20 protein-coding genes are annotated in these 16,390 nt (G+C 64.6%); 8 read left to right on the top strand and 12 right to left on the bottom strand.

Annotation, left to right across the window (positions count from 1 at the left end; genetic code table 11):
- Positions 1 to 42 precede the first annotated feature (42 nt).
- The gene (locus tag METLW3_RS28240; protein ID WP_157516564.1) at positions 43 to 210 is read left to right on the top strand and encodes a hypothetical protein; all 168 of its coding nucleotides are present in this window, start codon (positions 43 to 45) and stop codon (positions 208 to 210) included.
- 81 nt (positions 211 to 291) lie between these two features.
- Positions 292 to 522: an AlpA family transcriptional regulator gene (locus tag METLW3_RS0113310; protein ID WP_024880388.1), complete on the top strand. Its 231-nt coding sequence runs from the start codon at positions 292 to 294 to the stop codon at positions 520 to 522.
- Position 523: 1 nt separating this feature from the next.
- Here the strand turns inward: METLW3_RS0113310 and METLW3_RS0113305 are convergent, their stop codons facing one another.
- The 5 genes from METLW3_RS0113305 to METLW3_RS0113285 all read right to left on the bottom strand — a co-directional run bounded on the left by METLW3_RS0113305 (position 524) and on the right by METLW3_RS0113285 (position 5,791).
- Positions 524 to 1,873, bottom strand: coding sequence for a site-specific integrase (locus METLW3_RS0113305; RefSeq protein ID WP_024880387.1), 1,350 nt, complete (start codon positions 1,871 to 1,873; stop codon positions 524 to 526).
- A gap of 221 nt (positions 1,874 to 2,094) precedes the next feature.
- Positions 2,095 to 3,696 (bottom strand): glutamine-hydrolyzing GMP synthase, encoded by a 1,602-nt coding sequence (guaA, locus tag METLW3_RS0113300; protein WP_024880386.1) that lies wholly within the window; start codon positions 3,694 to 3,696, stop codon positions 2,095 to 2,097.
- A gap of 135 nt (positions 3,697 to 3,831) precedes the next feature.
- Positions 3,832 to 4,146 (bottom strand): type II toxin-antitoxin system RelE/ParE family toxin, encoded by a 315-nt coding sequence (locus METLW3_RS0113295; RefSeq protein ID WP_024880385.1) that lies wholly within the window; start codon positions 4,144 to 4,146, stop codon positions 3,832 to 3,834.
- A complete protein-coding gene (locus METLW3_RS0113290) occupies positions 4,143 to 4,412 on the bottom strand; it encodes a type II toxin-antitoxin system ParD family antitoxin (protein ID WP_024880384.1) in 270 nt (89 codons plus the stop codon). Before METLW3_RS0113290 ends, METLW3_RS0113295 begins: the two co-directional genes overlap by 4 nt.
- An 86-nt stretch (positions 4,413 to 4,498) precedes the next feature.
- Positions 4,499 to 5,791, bottom strand: a complete 1,293-nt coding sequence (locus METLW3_RS0113285; RefSeq protein ID WP_024880383.1) for an RsmB/NOP family class I SAM-dependent RNA methyltransferase — start codon at positions 5,789 to 5,791, stop codon at positions 4,499 to 4,501.
- Between the two features lie 204 nt (positions 5,792 to 5,995).
- Between METLW3_RS0113285 and METLW3_RS28830 the strand changes: the two genes are divergently transcribed.
- Positions 5,996 to 6,139, top strand: a complete 144-nt coding sequence (locus METLW3_RS28830) for a hypothetical protein (RefSeq protein ID WP_018266023.1) — start codon at positions 5,996 to 5,998, stop codon at positions 6,137 to 6,139.
- A gap of 66 nt (positions 6,140 to 6,205) precedes the next feature.
- On the opposite strand, the gene METLW3_RS26895 is transcribed toward METLW3_RS28830, so the two are convergent.
- Both METLW3_RS26895 and METLW3_RS0113270 read right to left on the bottom strand, forming a co-directional pair.
- Complete coding sequence (locus METLW3_RS26895) at positions 6,206 to 6,826, bottom strand: hypothetical protein (protein ID WP_024880382.1); 621 nt, start codon at positions 6,824 to 6,826, stop codon at positions 6,206 to 6,208.
- Complete coding sequence (locus METLW3_RS0113270) at positions 6,823 to 7,125, bottom strand: hypothetical protein (protein ID WP_026598922.1); 303 nt, start codon at positions 7,123 to 7,125, stop codon at positions 6,823 to 6,825. Before METLW3_RS0113270 ends, METLW3_RS26895 begins: the two co-directional genes overlap by 4 nt.
- A gap of 229 nt (positions 7,126 to 7,354) precedes the next feature.
- On the opposite strand from METLW3_RS0113270, the gene METLW3_RS0113265 reads away from it, so the two are divergent.
- Positions 7,355 to 7,927 carry a recombinase family protein gene (locus tag METLW3_RS0113265; RefSeq protein ID WP_024880380.1) on the top strand — a complete coding sequence of 191 codons (573 nt, stop codon included), beginning with the start codon at positions 7,355 to 7,357 and terminating at the stop codon, positions 7,925 to 7,927.
- A gap of 243 nt (positions 7,928 to 8,170) precedes the next feature.
- Here METLW3_RS0113265 and METLW3_RS0113260 read toward each other — a convergent pair whose 3' ends face one another.
- The 4 genes from METLW3_RS0113260 to METLW3_RS0113245 all read right to left on the bottom strand — a co-directional run bounded on the left by METLW3_RS0113260 (position 8,171) and on the right by METLW3_RS0113245 (position 11,322).
- Positions 8,171 to 8,587 carry an MAPEG family protein gene (locus METLW3_RS0113260; RefSeq protein ID WP_024880379.1) on the bottom strand — a complete coding sequence of 139 codons (417 nt, stop codon included), beginning with the start codon at positions 8,585 to 8,587 and terminating at the stop codon, positions 8,171 to 8,173.
- A 6-nt stretch (positions 8,588 to 8,593) separates the two neighbouring features.
- On the bottom strand, positions 8,594 to 9,589 hold the full coding sequence (glpX, locus tag METLW3_RS0113255; RefSeq protein WP_024880378.1) for a class II fructose-bisphosphatase: 996 nt from the start codon (positions 9,587 to 9,589) through the stop codon (positions 8,594 to 8,596).
- A gap of 21 nt (positions 9,590 to 9,610) precedes the next feature.
- A complete protein-coding gene (locus METLW3_RS0113250) occupies positions 9,611 to 10,930 on the bottom strand; it encodes a homoserine dehydrogenase (RefSeq protein WP_024880377.1) in 1,320 nt (439 codons plus the stop codon).
- A gap of 122 nt (positions 10,931 to 11,052) precedes the next feature.
- A complete protein-coding gene (locus tag METLW3_RS0113245) occupies positions 11,053 to 11,322 on the bottom strand; it encodes a hypothetical protein (protein ID WP_024880376.1) in 270 nt (89 codons plus the stop codon).
- Between the two features lie 529 nt (positions 11,323 to 11,851).
- Here METLW3_RS0113245 and cysS point away from each other — a divergent pair.
- The 4 genes from cysS to cimA all read left to right on the top strand — a co-directional run bounded on the left by cysS (position 11,852) and on the right by cimA (position 15,731).
- Positions 11,852 to 13,216 carry a cysteine--tRNA ligase gene (cysS, locus tag METLW3_RS0113240; protein WP_024880375.1) on the top strand — a complete coding sequence of 455 codons (1,365 nt, stop codon included), beginning with the start codon at positions 11,852 to 11,854 and terminating at the stop codon, positions 13,214 to 13,216.
- 282 nt (positions 13,217 to 13,498) lie between these two features.
- Positions 13,499 to 13,633 carry a hypothetical protein gene (locus tag METLW3_RS29285; protein ID WP_256380986.1) on the top strand — a complete coding sequence of 45 codons (135 nt, stop codon included), beginning with the start codon at positions 13,499 to 13,501 and terminating at the stop codon, positions 13,631 to 13,633.
- A gap of 2 nt (positions 13,634 to 13,635) precedes the next feature.
- Entirely contained in the window at positions 13,636 to 14,139 is a 504-nt protein-coding gene (locus METLW3_RS0113225) for a GNAT family N-acetyltransferase (RefSeq protein ID WP_024880374.1), read from the top strand.
- On the top strand, positions 14,136 to 15,731 hold the full coding sequence (gene cimA / locus METLW3_RS0113220; RefSeq protein ID WP_024880373.1) for a citramalate synthase: 1,596 nt from the start codon (positions 14,136 to 14,138) through the stop codon (positions 15,729 to 15,731). The genes METLW3_RS0113225 and cimA overlap by 4 nt, the downstream gene beginning before the upstream one ends.
- 46 nt (positions 15,732 to 15,777) lie before the next feature.
- On the opposite strand, the gene METLW3_RS0113215 is transcribed toward cimA, so the two are convergent.
- Positions 15,778 to 16,383 carry a TIGR00730 family Rossman fold protein gene (locus tag METLW3_RS0113215; RefSeq protein ID WP_036291640.1) on the bottom strand — a complete coding sequence of 202 codons (606 nt, stop codon included), beginning with the start codon at positions 16,381 to 16,383 and terminating at the stop codon, positions 15,778 to 15,780.
- Positions 16,384 to 16,390 lie beyond the last annotated feature (7 nt).

Raw genomic sequence — 16,390 nt, 5'->3', positions numbered from 1 at the left:
AACCCTACATCGCCGAGCCAGCGCTCACACGTTGATCGTGCAATGCTCACCAGCCGCAAGGCCGGGCTCGGTATCGGGATCGAATCAGGCCGCAGCCTTGGCCGCGAACTGGCTTTCACCCACGGTATCACCTCGGACGAGGCCGGGGAATCGGATTGTAGAACCATCCTATTTACCGCCGTTTCTACGCCAAACTACTACGATGTCTAAATAATTATTGCACAACGAGAAATAGTTGCTCTGTCTGGTCTCTGTAATCGTCAGAACCGACCAGGAGGAGGCAGCACGGCCATGCGCCAATCAGATCGTATCATCCGCCTGAACACCGTTCTTTCACGCACTGGCCTTTCCCGGTCCACCATCTACCGGAAGATCGCCGAGGGCACTTTCCCACCCCAGATCAAGATCAGCACCAACGGCGCCGGCTGGAAGGAGTCCGACATCGACCGCTGGATCGCCGATCCCGCCGGCTGGCGGCCACCAATGACGACGACTGACAGAATGGACGCGAGCCGCACGTAGTTCAGAGATCGTCGTCCAGTTCGTCGTCGTGGACCTCGGCGGCACGTCGCTTCGCTTCGGCGATCAGCTCCTTGGCGGATTCGCCCTTCACCCAAGCGTCGAGCATATCAGCCCAGCACTGAAGCATGATCTTCCGCTCGGCGAGGTAGCGGTTCACGTTGTAGACGGCCGCGATCCGGTTCCGAGGCGCGTGGGCCAAGCTCATTTCGATCCAGCGGTCATCGAACTTGGCGCGGTTCAGGCCGGTCGAAAACGTGCGGCGCAGGTCGTGAACGCCGAAGCTCTGAAAGTCCGTGTCATCCTCGCGGATACGCTCCACGACCGTGTCGATCACGCGGTTGAGCGTGGCGTTGCTTATGGGCGTATCGCCGTCGTATCGGCCGGGATGCAGGTATCGGCTGACGCCGAACATGGTGCGGAACGCCGTCAGAATGTCGAGCGCCTGATCGCTCAGCGGGACGACATGTGCCTTGCCTGCCTTCATGCGCTCGGCCGGGATCGTCCAGCGCGCGGCGGCGAAGTCGATTTCCTTCCATGTGGCGTCGATGAACTCCGACTTGCGGACGCCGGTCAGCAGGACAAACTTCACCGCTGAGCGCAACGTAGGCGCCGCCGTCACATGATCCAACGCCGCCAGGACCGCGCGGACCTCCGATGGAGACAGGGCGCGCTCGCGCGGCTCGAAGGTGGCGATAGTGCTGGTGCGGATCGACTCGGCCGGGTTGCTCACGTCCAGCCCGCATCCTTGGGCGTGGCGGAACACCAGCAACACGACCTCGCGGACATGCACGGCGACGGCCGGCCCGCGCTTTTCCTTAACCTCGTCGCACAGACGTTTGAGACGCTGCGGCGTCACCTCCGCCAGCTTGAGCTTCGACAACTCTCCCGCAATGGCGCGATCATAGACCGATCGGCGCATCGCCAAGGTGCTGTCGGCCAGTTTCTCGGCCCCCGACTTAGGGTCGGCTTTGTGCTTGAAGTAGGCTTCCGCCCAGCCGCCGAACGTCAACGCCTCGGCTGACGCGGTGCGCTTCTCCACCTTGGCTTTCGACGGCGACTCGCCCCGCTCGACCTGACGCCGGGCGAGCGCCAGCAGCGTCCTCGCCTCGGCAAGCGACACCTCCATTCCGTATTCCAGCGCGTCGGGCGCCCGTGTCAGTTTGCGCGCCGCCTCGGCGCTATATCGGCCGACGGTCAACACCTCCTGCCGCCCGTTCACCCGGTACTGGTACCGGAACGATATGACCCCGGTCGGCGTGACGGCCGCGTGCATCCCGTCGCGGTCCGTCACCTTGTAGAGCTTGGCCCTTGGCTTCAGATTTTTCAGTTCTTTATCAGTGAGATCGCCCATAAATCCGCATCCGGTCCGGGGGCGAACGGATACCAACAAGAGGAGTTGTTGGTAGCGAAAGCCCGCTTCTCGACCATCCTGCGCCATACCAACATCGCTACCAACAAAGTGGCCGGGTTGGGGTGACATGCAGCGATACGGGGTGGGAAAAATAATCCTTGTCAGTCAAAGAGTTCGTGCGACTTTTGACACGGAGCGAGATGGTCTGAAACCACCCTAATTCATTCCCACTCGATCGTCCCCGGCGGCTTGCTGGTCACGTCGTACACCACGCGATTCACCCCGCGCACCTCATTGATGATGCGCGTCGCCGCCCGGCCTAGAAAATTCATGTCGAAGGGGTAGAAATCCGCGGTCATTCCGTCGGTGCTCGTCACCGCGCGCAGGGCGCAGACATGGTCGTAGCTGCGGCCGTCACCCATCACGCCCACTGTGCGCACTGGCAGCAGCACGGCGAAGGCCTGCCAGATCACATCATAGAGCCCGGCCTTGCGGATCTCGTCGAGATAGATGGCGTCCGCCTTGCGCAGAATTTCCAGCTTCTCGCGGCTGATCCCGCCGGGGCAGCGGATCGCGAGGCCGGGGCCGGGGAAGGGGTGGCGGCCGACGAAAGCCTCCGGCAGGCCCAGCTCGCGGCCGAGCGCGCGCACCTCGTCCTTGAACAATTCGCGCAAGGGCTCGACCAGCTTCATGTTCATGCGCTCGGGCAGGCCGCCGACATTGTGATGCGATTTGATCGTAACCGAAGGCCCGCCGGAGAAGGACACACTCTCGATCACATCTGGATAGAGCGTGCCCTGCGCCAGAAATTGCGGCGCGCCGCGCCCGTCGGCGGCGATCTTCTTCGCCTCTTCCTCGAAGGTCTCGATGAACAGGCGGCCGATCGTCTTGCGCTTGACCTCCGGGTCCTCGACGCCTTCCAGCGCTTGCAGGAACAGCTCCTGCGCCTCCACATGCACGAGCGGGATGTTGTAGTGATCGCGGAAGAGGGTGACGACCTCCTCCGCCTCGCCGCCGCGCAGCAGGCCGTGATCGACGAAGACGCAAGTCAGCGCGTCGCCGATCGCCTCATGGATCAGCACGGCGGCGACGGCGGAATCGACGCCGCCCGAAAGCCCGCAGAGCACGCGGCCGGCGCCCACTTGGCGGCGCACGGCTTCGATCGCCTCGCCGCGAAAGGCCGACATGGTCCAGTCGGATTTCAGCCCGGCGACATTATGGACGAAATTGGAGATGAGCTTGGCGCCGTCCGGCGTATGCGCGACTTCGAGATGGAATTGCACGCCGTAATAGCGGCGGGCTTCGTCGGCGATCGCGCCCATGGGGGCGTTCTCGGAGGCGGCGATAACGCGAAAGCCTTCCGGCAGGCGGGTGACGCGGTCGCCATGGCTCATCCACACGGGATAGCGGGAACCCTTTTCCCACACGCCGGCAAAGAGCGGGCTCTCCTCGACGACGCCGATCTCGGCGCGGCCGAATTCGCGATGATGGCCGCCCTCCACCGCGCCGCCCAATTGCGCGGCCAGCAATTGCTCGCCGTAGCAAATGGCGAGCACGGGGATTTTCGCGTCGAAAATGCTCTGCGGCGCGCGCGGCGAGCCGTCCTCGGTGACGGAGCAGGGGCCGCCGGAGAGGATCACCGCCTTGGGGCGGATTTCGGCGAAGGCGCGCTCGGCGCTCTGGAAGGGCGCGATCTCGCAATAGACGCCCGCCTCGCGCACGCGCCGCGCGATGAGCTGCGTCACCTGTGAGCCGAAATCGACGATCAGCAGCTTGTCGTGGCGATCGGCGATGTCGTGGTGGAAGCTCTCAGTGGCGGTCATGCTGGTCTTTCGTGTGTGGGGGCTCGCGAGAGCTAGTGACTACCCCTCGCAGTCGGCAATGCGCAAGAGCGCGGCGCGCGCCCGGGATGTTGGACCCGGCCTGCGAAAGGCGAAGGCACTGTCGCCGAGGACCACTCACATTTGCGGAGGTTTCTCCGAAAACATCGTCTCGGCGTCCTGCGCCCCATGAATGACGCGCACGATTCCAATTGGACGCATCGACGGCTCATAGACGATCAAATAGGAAAAGACCGGCCAAAACTTCACCTTCTCGTCGGTGAGGTCCTCTCTTTTGTGCCCTATCCCCGGGCTCTCGGCGATGACGCGCAGCGCGCGACGAATTTCGCCCAGCACATGCCGGGCGAGCGTCGGCCCGCCTCGGCGAGTCAGATAGCGCCTTATGGCGTCGAGGTCGCTCTGGGCTTCCGGCGAAAGGCGAAAGCGGCTCACTCGGCGCCGCGCGGCTCCTCGGCGTCGATCTCCGCTTCCAGCCGATCGAACACGTCCTCGCCGTCCTCGCCTTTTCCGGCCCGCAGCGACTCGAGGCCCGCAGCGATCTGCGCGCGGATCTCATCCTTGCGCCAGGCCTCCAGCCGGTCGCGCTCCTCCATCAGGCGCAGCGCTTCGCGCACCACTTCGCTCGCGGATGTGTAGCGGCCGGTCTGCACCTTCTGATGCACCAGCTGCTCGAGCTCTGGGGTGAGGCTCACATTCATGGGGTCGCTCCCAATGGGCTCGCTCGGGGACAAAGGTTTCTTCGGCCAAAGATAGCGCAATAACGAGCTTTGACAAATTTCGCTATTCACCCGCGCTTCAGCACGCACACATAGAACCCATCCGTCCCTGCCGTGTGCGGCGTCAGGCGAATGCCCGCCCCATGCGGCGAGGCGAATTGCGCTAGCTCCGGCAGCCCGGCCTTGGCCGCCGCTTCCTCCGCCGGAACGGCGGAAAATTCCGCATGTCCCTCGAGAAAGCGCGCGATCTGCGCCTCATTCTCGTCGATCAGCAGCGAGCAGGTGACATAGACCACGCGCCCGCCCGCCTTCACGAAGCGCGGGGCCTTGTCCAGCAGCTCCCGCTGCTCGGCGATGCGCTGCTCGATCGCGCCTGGGGCGAGGCGCCATTTGGCGTCGGGATGGCGGCGCCAGGTTCCGGTTCCGGTGCAGGGCGCGTCGATCAGCACGAGGCCGCAGCGCGCCTCGAGATCGGCGAGCACATCCGTCTTCCCGCGCGGGGCGCGGACCTGCACATTGCGCGCGCCGGCCCGCTCGAGCCGCGGATAGATGGGGGTGAGGCGGCGGCCGTCGTCGTCATAGGCGTAGATCTGCCCGCGATTGTGCATCTGCCCGGCCAGCGCCAGCGTCTTGCCGCCGCCGCCGGCGCAGAGATCCAAAACCTGCTCGCCCGGCTCGGCGGCGCAGAGCAGGGCGGCGAGCTGCGAGCCTTCGTCCTGCGGCTCGACCAGGCCTTTGACATAGGCGGGCTCGGCCGTCAGCGCCGGGCCGCGGCCCTTGGCCGGCGGCGCGATGCGCAGGCCGAGCGGCGACAAAGGCGTCGGCTCCGGCGAGAGATGCGCGAGACGGCGCAGCGCGTCCTCGCGCGAGGCCTTCAAAATATTGGCGCGCAGATCGACCGGCGCGCGCGCGGCGAGAGCGCGGCCCTCCTCGGCGGCGGCCGCGCCGAAGGCGGCGGCGAAGCGCTCGGCCAGCCATTCGGGATAGTCGCCGAGAATATGCGCCGGCGCGCCTTCGAGCGTCGCTGTGGCGAGGCGCTCGCGCTCCTCGGCCGTGAGCGGGGCGGGGGCGTGGCCCTCGCCGGAAAACAGCGCCGCGATCTCATCGACGGAAAGCCCGTGCGATTCGCGCAGCGCGCCGATGACGACGGCGCGAGGCGATTCGTCGCCCATCAGGAAAGCGGCCGAGGCGCGCTTGCGCAGCGTGTCGAACACGAGGCTCGATATGGACGCGCGGTCCTTGGAGCCGGCGAATCGGTGCGAAAGTCCCCAGTCCTTGATCGCATCGGCGGCCGGACGGCGGCGCTCGGCGAGCTCGGCGAGGATTTCAATGGCGGCGGAGACTTGTGCAGCGGGAGTCATGTCGCTTTTGCTTTACGGCCTCGCGGGCCGGCAGGCCAGCGCCAGCGCGCCTCGAGAGGTGAGATAGCGCATGGAAAAGCAAAAAGTCTCAGAAAATCGCCATGGTAGAGCTCACGGCCACAATCTGGCCTCAATAGCCTCGCTGAAGTCATGCTGCGCCGCGAAAGCCACGGCGTTTTCCACACATACCGTCGGAAGCCAAAGATGCGCTCTCTTCGTCCGTTCGCCGCTATTCTGCTCGCTCTCTCGCTGGCCGCCTGCGCGGCTCAGTCGCAGCCCGACCTGACCCCGCCGCCGAAGAAGCCGCTCGACGCCAAGACGCAGCTCGAGACCGGCCGCAAATACTGAGCTTCGCTTCGCCGCTGCGGATCGTCAGGAAAAGACGATCCGCGCGGCGAAGATCGTTCCGCAGCGTCATTCCGCGGTCGAGGATGCGTCCGCGTAGAGCAGCGCCAGCAGTTTTGCCGACAATTCTTGCGTGGACAGTCCCAGAGCGAAGGCGGTCTGTCGATAATCGCCGTTGAAACGGCGCAATGTGCGCAGGACGAGCCGCCGTTCGACGGCCTCGATCGAATAGCCGATGAGCATGTCCACGGCTATATCCGCTGTGTCGAGCGGAATTTGTCCACGACTTTGCGGAGCCTGAGCGGCGGCGCGATCGATCGCGTCTTCGTCTCCGGCTATGAGCAGGATTCGGTTCCGCTCGGAATCGGCGTCGGAGAGGACGCGAGGACGGCGGGGTGATTCACGACCGATCGGCTCTTCCTTCGACGCCAGTGAAAACGCGACTGGATCCCCGACGGAAAGATATGGCCCGTCTTCGTCGAACCGCACCAGAAACTGCGGCGCCAGGCCTTGAAAGTCCGCGATATAGACGAGCGTCAGCTCCGCGCCGAGCGTCCGCAGTCTGACGCGTCGATACTTGCTCTGCTCGTCCCCGGATCGGCGCCGGCTGCCCGGCTCGTCGTCGCGGCGCAGGCCACGCCGTCCGAAAGGCGCCACGCCGGAGGCGCGTGTGGAATGGTCCGCCATCATTCGCCGCCTCGCGCCTGCCAGCCCGCATAGGCGCCGACAATCGCCGACACGAAGACCAGAGCCGCGCAAGCAACCCCTCCGGCAGTCAGAAACCCGACGACCGCGCCGGAGACTGCGGCGATCATCATTCCGGTGACAGTGTCAGACACGCGGATATCCCTGGCCTCGAGGTCGCGGTGGGCCGCGCGCTCGTCCGGGACTGCAAGCCCGTCGCCGCCGAAGCTCGAAGGGAAAGAAGACATTTTTTCATCCCCGCGTCGGCGCAGGGCTGCAGCGTCGAACTCCCGATTCTGCGGCATAAACGGTCCTTTGTGACCATAACTAGCGCGTAAAAATCCTGTGACATCGTGCGCATGTTAGCATTGTAATTACAGGATTATTTTAACCGAGCGCATATTTCAAGGCGCAGGCAAGAAAGGACCGATTTTGTCAAGCCTTTCTGTCTCGTAATGAGATAGTTTGGTAGACAAAAACCGATTCTTTACGACGTTGCAGCGCCGTTTTGGCATCGAGACACGAGAACAAATAATGATCGTCGGCTATGCGCGAGTATCAACAGACGAGCAAAAACTCGATCTGCAGCTCAAAGCCTTAGAAAAGGTAGGATGTGATGAAATTTTTACGGATCATGGGCGATCAGGACTTGATTTCAGTCGCGCCGGTCTGGAGAAAGCGATGCAGAATTTGAAGTCCGGCGACACTTTGGTCGTCTGGCGTCTGGATCGGCTCGGCCGGTCTTTGCCAGGTCTCGTCGCGTTGATGGATAAGCTCGGAAAGCGAGGGATTAATTTTCAGTCCCTGACCGAGAACATCAACACGACCTCATCGGGCGGCCGGCTGATGTTCCATATGATGGCGGCGCTGGCCGAGTTCGAGCGTTCCCTCATCAGCGAAAGAACGCGGGCGGGGCTCTCCGCTGCGCGGGCGCGCGGCTGCACGCTCGGGCGGCCAAAATCGCTCAGCCCCGATCAGATCGCTGACGCTTTCGAAGCCATACGGCAGGAGAAGACGCAGGTACAGGAGGTGGCGGAGGAACTGGGCGTGTCCGTTCGCACCCTCCAGCGGAGCCTGCGCAACGCCTTTCCCGCCGGTCGGGGCTAGAAGAATCTTTCCATGTTTCATCGAAACGCGGAAAGATCCTGATCGACGCTTTTCCAACGCCGAACCGGCATCCACTTCGGCAGGAAAAGCGCTAGATTCTCGCGTGGTTCTGATCGATCGAACGATTCCGTTCGATCGGAAAGCGCTCTAGTCGATAGCGACGAGGCATTATTCATGTTCCGCCGAACATGAATAATGCGGCCAGCGAATGTCATTCGGCCTCGAGCTCGCGGCCGCGGATCGTCAGGAAAAGACGATCCGCGCGGCGAAGATCGCCCACATGAGGGCGAGCAGCGCGAAGCCCGCCGCGAAGGCGAAAAATCGCCGCTGCACATGATTGCTGGTGACGTGAATAGAGGCGTGCGCGTAACGCGTCGCGACAAAGGCCCATTCCAGCGCGACGAATAAAAGGTCCGCTTTCTCCGTGACCAGCGTCAGCGCGACCAGCGCGTAGAACAGCACGGGCAGCTCGAATTGGCTGGCGTAGGAATTGGCGAGCTGGGCGATTTGGTCCGGCCAGTTCCGATTGAGCGCTATATCCGCCGGCTTCACCACTTTGCCCCGCAGCGCGCGAATGCGCGACAGCGCGAGAGCGACCAGCAGCCCCAGAGCGAGAGCGACGAGAGCGAATACGGGGAGCAAAACAAATTTCGTGGACAAGATCGTTCAGTCCGATTCGAATTTCCCGCTCACGCGATGCTGGGCGCTGATGCGCCGCACCGTGCCGGTGGAGGAGCGATAGACCAGCGTCTCTGTCTCGATCGCATCCTTGCCGAAGACCACGCCGAACAGCAGCGGCCCGTCGGTGACGCCGGTCGCGCAGACCACCACATCGCCGGAGGCCAGCTCCTCCAGCTCATATTTCTTGCGCGGATCGCGCACGCCCATTTCGGCCGCGCGCGCCGTCTTGGCCGGGCTGTCCAGCACGAGGCGGCCCTGCATCTGGCCGCCGACGCAGCGCAGCACGCCGGCCGCCAGCACGCCCTCCGGCGCGCCGCCAGCGCCGAGATACATATCGACGCCGGTCTCCGCCGGCTGGGCGGTGAAGATGATTCCCGCCACATCGCCGTCGCTGATGAGCCGCACGCATGCGCCCGCCGCGCGGCAACGCGCGATCAGCTCGGCATGGCGGGGCCGGTCCAGAATGCAGATAGTGACGTCCTGCGCCGCGACGCCCTTGGCTGCGGCGAGGGCGGCGATATTGGCGCCCGGCTCATTGTCGAGATCGACGACGCCCGGCGGATAGCCGGGGCCGATGGCGATCTTGTCCATATAGACATCCGGCGCATAGAGCAGCGAGCCGGCCGCGGCGATGGCGACGATGGAGATCGCGCCCGCCATATCCTTGGCGCAGAGCGTCGAGCCCTCGAGCGGCGCCACGGCGAGATCGACGCGCGGGCCGCCGCCGGCGCCCACTTCCTCGCCGATGAACAGCATGGGCGCCGAGTCGCGCTCGCCCTCGCCGATGACGATGCGGCCGCGAATCGTCAGCCGACCCAGCTCGCTGCGCATGGCGTCGACGGCGGCTTGGTCAGCCGCCATCTCATCGCCGCGCCCGCGCCAGCGCGCCGCGGCCACGGCCGCCCTTTCGGTGACACGGACGAGCTCGAGGGTCAGATTGCGATCGAGGGTCTTGTCTGCGGCCGATGCGGGGCGCGCCATGCATTTTTCTCCGGCGATGCGCTATTCGCGCTCGATGCGGATGACCTGCGCCGGCTCGGCGATGACGCCGTCGGCGTAGATGGCGTCGAGCGCCTCGCGCACCAGACGCTCCGTCGTCGCATGGGTGATGAGAATCACCCCGACTTGCGCGCCGACTTGGGCGCCGCCGCTGCGCCGCGCCGCGCGCGCGCCATGCTGCATGATGCTCTCGAGCGAGATTTTGCGCTCGGCCATGGCCGTGGCGATGGCGGCGAAGGCGCCGGGCACGTCCGGCACGGCGAGGCGGATGTAATAGCCGCCCTCGTGCAGCGCCGCCGGGGCGCGCTCGAGCTTGCGCAGCGAGGCGCTCGGCAGGCCGAAGGGAGCCGAGCGCACGCCTTTGGCGATATCGGCGATATCGGCGACGACGGCGGAGGCGGTGGCGTCGCCGCCGGCGCCGGGACCGACCAAGGTCAGCTCATGCACGGCGTCGGCGTCTATGGTGACGGCGTTGGTGACGCCCATCACCTGGGCGATGGCGGTGGTCTTGCGCACCATTGTGGGATGCACGCGCTGCTCTATGCCCTGGGCCGTGCGTTGGGCGACGCCGAGCAGCTTGATGCGGAAGCCCAGCTCCCCGGCCGCGTCAATATCGGCCAAGGTGACGCGCTCTATGCCTTCTATCTCGACCGCCTCGGGCGCGATGCGCGCGCCGAAAGCGAGGGAGGCGAGAATCGACAGCTTATGCGCCGTGTCGAAACCGCCAATGTCGAATGTCGGGTCCGCCTCGGCGTAGCCCAAGCGCTGCGCCTCCTTCAGACATTCCTCGAAGGAGAGGCGCTCCGCCTCCATGCGCGAGAGGATGTAATTGCAGGTGCCGTTGAGAATGCCATAGACGCGCTCGATCGAATTGCCGGCGAGGCCTTCGCGCAGCGTCTTGACGATCGGAATGCCGCCGGCCACCGAAGCCTCGAAGGCGAGCGCGACATGGCGGCTTTCGGCCAGCTCGGCCAGCGCCGAGCCATGGGCGGAGAGCAGCGCCTTATTGGCGGTGACGACGGATTTGCCTTTGGCGAGCGCGGTCTCGACGCTGACGCGCGCCGGTCCTTCGGACCCGCCGATCAGCTCGACGAAAAGATCTATGCCGTCGGAGGCGGCGAGGGCGATCGGATCGTCATAGAAGGTCGCGCCGGCGAGGTCGACGCCGCGGTCCTTGCCCTTGTCGCGGGCGGAAACCGCCGTGACGACGATCTCGCGCCCCGTGCGCGCCGCCAGCGCTTGCGCCTGCCTCTGCAGCAGCCGCACGACCGAAGCGCCCACCGTGCCCAAGCCCGCGACGCCGACGCGCAAAATTTCCGCCATTTGACCCTGTTCCGGAAAAAGGACTCGCGCCGCGGCGCAGGGCCGCAGCGCGCGCTGTTGTGACTTATTCCGGCGAAGGGATCAAGGAAAGCCTTCCCCCGAGGCGACGACGGCTCAGCGGCTCAGCAGCCGCATTTGGCCTCGCAGGACTTCTTCTCGACCTTGGCTTTGTCGATATTGCCATTATAGGCCTGCGACGCCTTGATCCAGACCTCGTCGCAGCTCTCCATGCAGTGCGCCTGCTTGTCGTCGCCGCGATTGTCGCAGCTCACTTTTTCGATCGGCCGCGGCGAGAAGCCGAGGTCGCCGACCCGATGGGGCGTCGCCTGGGCGAGGCCGGCGCCGGCCGCTGCGGCAATGAGGACGAGGGTGAAGACGAGGCGAATTTTCATTGTCGTTTCCTCCAATTGCGGGCCTCTCGAAACGTCGCTCGCGACGATCGCGAGGGCGTCCGGGCCTTCTTCGGTCGTTTCAGGCGCGCCGCCTTCGACCTGCGGGGCGGTCGAAGGCGGCGCGCGCCACATCCCGCTTTTCTCCGCGGACCGGTCGCCTCGAGAGGGAATAACGGGCGGCCGCCGGCGATGAGCCGTCAGGATGCGAACGGGCGCGATCGCCGACGCGGGAGAGCGTCCGCAATTGCATCGTTCTACGATCAAATTCATATCGTGTAACGATGTATCTGGCAAGCCCGCGCTCCCGGCCGTGGCGCGTTCTGGCGAGGGGCTGGGGCAGGGACCAATGGGCGGAGTCTGCGACTTGACGGACGGCCCCGGAGCGCGCATGTTAGCGCTATGACGAGCACGCTCCACTCCTGCATCCTTTGTCGGATCATTATCAGCTAGCGCAAAAGCTGGCCGGAGCCGTCACGTCTCTCTTCATGACACGCAATGACGCCCCGGGCCGGCAGGCCGAGGGAAATTCATGTCGTCCGAAGCTCCCGTTCTGAAGCTCTACAATACGCTGTCGCGCGCCAAGGAGGAGTTCCGTCCTCTCGATCCGGCGAATGTGCGCATGTATGTCTGCGGCCCCACGGTCTATGACTACGCCCATATCGGCAATGCGCGGCCGATCATCGTTTTCGACGTGCTGTTTCGCCTGCTGCGCCATCTCTATGGCGCCGATCATGTCACTTACGTCCGCAACATCACCGACGTCGATGACAAGATCAACGCGCGCGCCGCCGAGCGTGGAATCACGATCCGCGAACTGACTGAGGGCACCAATAAAATCTTCCAGGAGGATGTGAAGGCGCTCGGCTGCCTCGAGCCGAGCGTGCAGCCGCGCGCCACAGAGCATATCGCCGAGATGATCGCGCTCATCGAGAAGATGATCGCCGCCGGCCACGCCTATGCGGCGGATGGTCATGTGCTGTTCGATGTGCCGTCCATGGCCGAATATGGCCGCTTGTCGCGTCGTCCGCTCGACGAGATGATCGCCGGCGCCCGCGTCGATGTCGCGCCCTATAAGCGCGGCGACATGGATTTCGTGCTGTGGAAGCCGTCAAAGGAGAGCGAGCCCGGCTGGGACTCGCCCTGGGGGCGCGGCCGGCCCGGCTGGCATCTCGAATGCTCGGCCATGTCGTGGAAGCATTTGGGCGAGGTGTTCGACATTCACGGCGGCGGCATCGATCTCGTCTTCCCGCATCACGAGAACGAGATCGCCCAGACGCGCTGCGCCTTCGGTCACGAGGCGATGGCGAATTACTGGATGCACAATGGATTCCTGCAGGTCGAGGGCGAGAAAATGTCCAAGAGCCTGGGGAATTTCGTGACGATAAACGAACTGCTGCACACGGAGAATTTCGGCGGGCGGAAATGGCCCGGCGAGGTGCTGCGCCTCGCCATGCTGCGCACGCATTATCGCCAGCCGATCGATTTTACCGTGAAGGCGCTCGAGGAGGCGGAGGCGAGCCTGCGCAAATGGAGCGCGCAGATCGGCGCGGTTTCCGCTGCGCCTGCGGCAGCGGGCGAGGTTTTGAATGCGCTCGCCGATGATCTGAATACGCCACTCGCGCTCGCATCGCTGCATGAGCTGGACGCCGCGGCGCTCGACGGAGCGTTGAAGCTCTTCGGCATAGACATTTGCGCCTATCGGCAATGGGTCGAAGGCGAGACGAAACAGGCGGTCGATGCGGAGCAGGTTTCCTCATTGATCTCGAGTCGCCTCGCCGCCCGCGCGGCAAAAAACTGGGCCGAGTCCGACCGCATTCGCGACGAGCTCGCGGCGATGGGCGTCGCGCTGAAGGACAATAAGGACGGCACCACGACATGGGAGGTGAAGCGATGAAGCTTCACTGCGCTCGAGCATTATCCAATAATCAAGACGCGCGACTCCTTCTCCCGCTTTGGGGGAGAAGGTGGCCCGGCCATAGGGCGTCCGAGAGGACGCCCGTCGCAAGCGACGGGCTTTTGGCCGGGTCGGATGAGGGCTCGCTGCGGCGGCTGGAATCGTTGGCTATGTTCGCGGACCCTCATCCGACCCTCGCTGACGCGAGGGCCACCTTCTCCCCCGAGTGGGAGAAGGAGACGCGCACGAAGATTCCGTCTTTCGTGAGAGGAGACCACGCCCATGCTTAAGAACGACTGGCGCAGATTTCTGCCCTTTCCGGGGCATTGGGCGTCTTATCTCGTGTTCAAGCTCATCATTCTCGCGCTCGCAGCCATCGCCGCATGGCATGTGCTCGCGGCCTTCGAGCTGATCTAGCCATGGCGCGCGCCGCTTCCGCTCCCGGGCTTCGTCCCTTTTTGCCGACCGATGCGCCGCGCCTCGCGCAATTGTTTCGCGCGAGCGTCGAGACGCTGGCGGCCGAAGATTATGGCGAGGATCAGCTCTCCGCCTGGGCCGCCGCGGCCGATGACGAAGAGGCTTTCGCCAAGAAGCTCGCCGGCGCGCTCACACTCGTCGCCTCGCTCGACGGCGAGATCGCTGGCTTCGCCGCGCTGCGCGACAATAAGCTCTTCGACATGCTCTATGTGCATCCGCGCGCGGCTCGGCGCGGCGTCGCCTCGGCGCTCGCCGACGCGATGGAAAAGCTCGCGGCCGCGCGTGGAACGCGCGAGATCAGCGTCGACGCTTCCGACGCAGCGCGCGATTTCTTCGCCGCGCGCGGCTATGTCGCCCATCAACGCAACATGCGCGAGCTGCGCGGCGAATGGCTCGGCAACACCACGATGAAGAAGACACTCGAGAGCAAGGCTGCAACGCAATGACACGGGAGAGGCTGACGCTCTTCGACACCACGCTGCGCGATGGCGCGCAGACGACCGGCGTCGATTTCTCGCTCGCCGACAAGCGCCAGATCGCCGCAATGCTCGACGAGCTCGGCCTCGATTACATCGAGGGCGGCTATCCCGGCGCCAATCCGCTCGATACGGAATTCTTCGCGAAGCGCCCGCCCTTGAGAGCGCATTTCGCCGCCTTCGGCATGACGCGCCGACAGGGCCGCTCCGCCTCCAATGATCCCGGCGTCGCCGCCCTGCTGGACGCCGATTGCGATTGCGTGACCTTTGTCGCCAAGGCCTGGGATTATCAGGTGCGCGTCGCGCTGCGCTCCACGCTCGAGGATAATCTCGACGGCATTCGCCAATCCGTCGCCGCCGCCGTCGCGCGCGGCAAGGAAGTTCTCGTCGATTGCGAGCATTTCTTCGACGGCTATAAGGACAATCGCGATTATGCGCTGGCCTGCGCCAATGCCGCGCATGAGGCCGGCGCGCGCTGGATCGTGCTCTGCGACACCAATGGCGGCTCGCAGCCCAATGAGGTGGAGCGCATCGTGGCCGAAGTCGCGCGCGTCATTCCGGGCGCCAAGCTCGGCATTCACGCGCATGATGATACGGGGCAGGCGGTCGCAGTCTCGCTCGCCGCAGTGCGCGGCGGCGCGCGGCAGATCCAAGGCGCGCTCAACGGGCTCGGCGAACGCTGCGGCAACGCCAATCTGACGACGATCATCGGCAATCTTCTGCTGAAAAGCGAATTCTCGGATCGTTTCGAGATCGGTGTGACGCGCGAGAGCCTGACGCATTTGACGCGCACCAGCCATGCGCTCGACGAATTGCTCAATCGCGCGCCCAATCGTCACGCGCCTTACGTCGGCGCAAGCGCCTTCGCCACCAAGGCCGGCATTCACGCTTCCGCCGTGCTCACCGATCCGCGCACTTACGAGCATGTGCCGCCGGAGAGCGTCGGCAATCAGCGCCGCGTGCTGGTGTCGGATCAAGCGGGCAAGTCCAATATCGTCGCCGAGCTGGGGCGATTGGGGATCGCTTTGTCGAAAGACGATCCGCGCCTGACGCGCCTGCTCGACGAGGTGAAGGAGAAGGAGGCGCAAGGCTACGCCTATGAAGGCGCCGACGCCTCTTTTTATCTGCTCGCCAAGCGCGTGCTCGGCGATGTTCCGCATTATTTCGACATTGAGCGCTACAGCGTCGCCGTGGATCGCCGCTTCGGCGCCAATCTCGGCGCGGAAGAGGCGGGCGCGGAGGCGATCGTCAAGCTGCGCATCGACGGGCGCTCGACCATTTCCGCCGCCGAGGGCAATGGCCCGATCAATGCGCTCGATGTCGCGCTGCGCAAGGATCTCGGCAAATATCAATCCTTCATCGAGGATGTGAAGCTCGTCGATTATCGCGTGCGCGTGTTCCAGGGCGGCACGGATGCGGTGACGCGCGTGCTGGTCGAATGCGCGGACGCCAAGGGGGAGATATGGTCCACCGTCGGCGTCTCGCCCAATGTCGTCGACGCTTCTTTCGAGGCGCTGGTCGACGCGATCGTCTATAAGCTGGTGAGGTCTGGCGCGGTCTAGCAGCTCTTCCTTCTCCCACTTTGTGGAAGAAGGGAGCGCGCTACGATCAAAAATGCTTTTCTATCGCCGTTTCTTCGCCTTCGCTCTTGGCGACGCGCGTCGCGCGCAGCATGGGGATCACATCCTCTATGCGCTCGGCGACCATATAGCGCACCTCATAGCCAGGGCGGATGAAGCCGGCGTTATGCATATGCGCGAAGAGCGAGAGCAGCGGCTTCCAGAAGCCGCCTATGTCGGCGATGACGAGCGGCTTGCTGTGGCGGCCGAGCTGAATCCAGGTCAATTGCTCGGTCAGCTCCTCGAGCGTGCCTATGCCGCCCGGCAGCGCCACGAAAGCGTCGGACTTCTCGAACATCAGACGCTTGCGCGTATGCATGTCCGGCACGACTTCCAGCTCGGTGACGGAGGAGAGCGCGATTTCGCGCTCGTCGAGAAAGCTCGGAATAATTCCAGTGACCTTGCCGCCCTGCGCCAGCGTGGCTCTCGCGACGGCGCCCATCAGGCCGCAGGAGCCGCCGCCGAAGACGAGCTCCATGCCTTCGTGCGCCAGCGCCGCGCCCAGCGTTTCCGCGGCATGGGCGTAGACGGGATCATCGCCGGTGGAGGAGCCGCAATAGACGCAGACACGTTCGATTTTTCGAATGTCGTTCATTTTTGCT

It is taken from the genome of Methylosinus sp. LW3, assembly GCF_000527115.1.
GTDB lineage: Bacteria > Pseudomonadota > Alphaproteobacteria > Rhizobiales > Beijerinckiaceae > Methylosinus.
The sequence above is the reverse complement of the archived record's forward strand: the minus strand, read 5'-3'. Positions and strand labels throughout refer to the sequence as shown.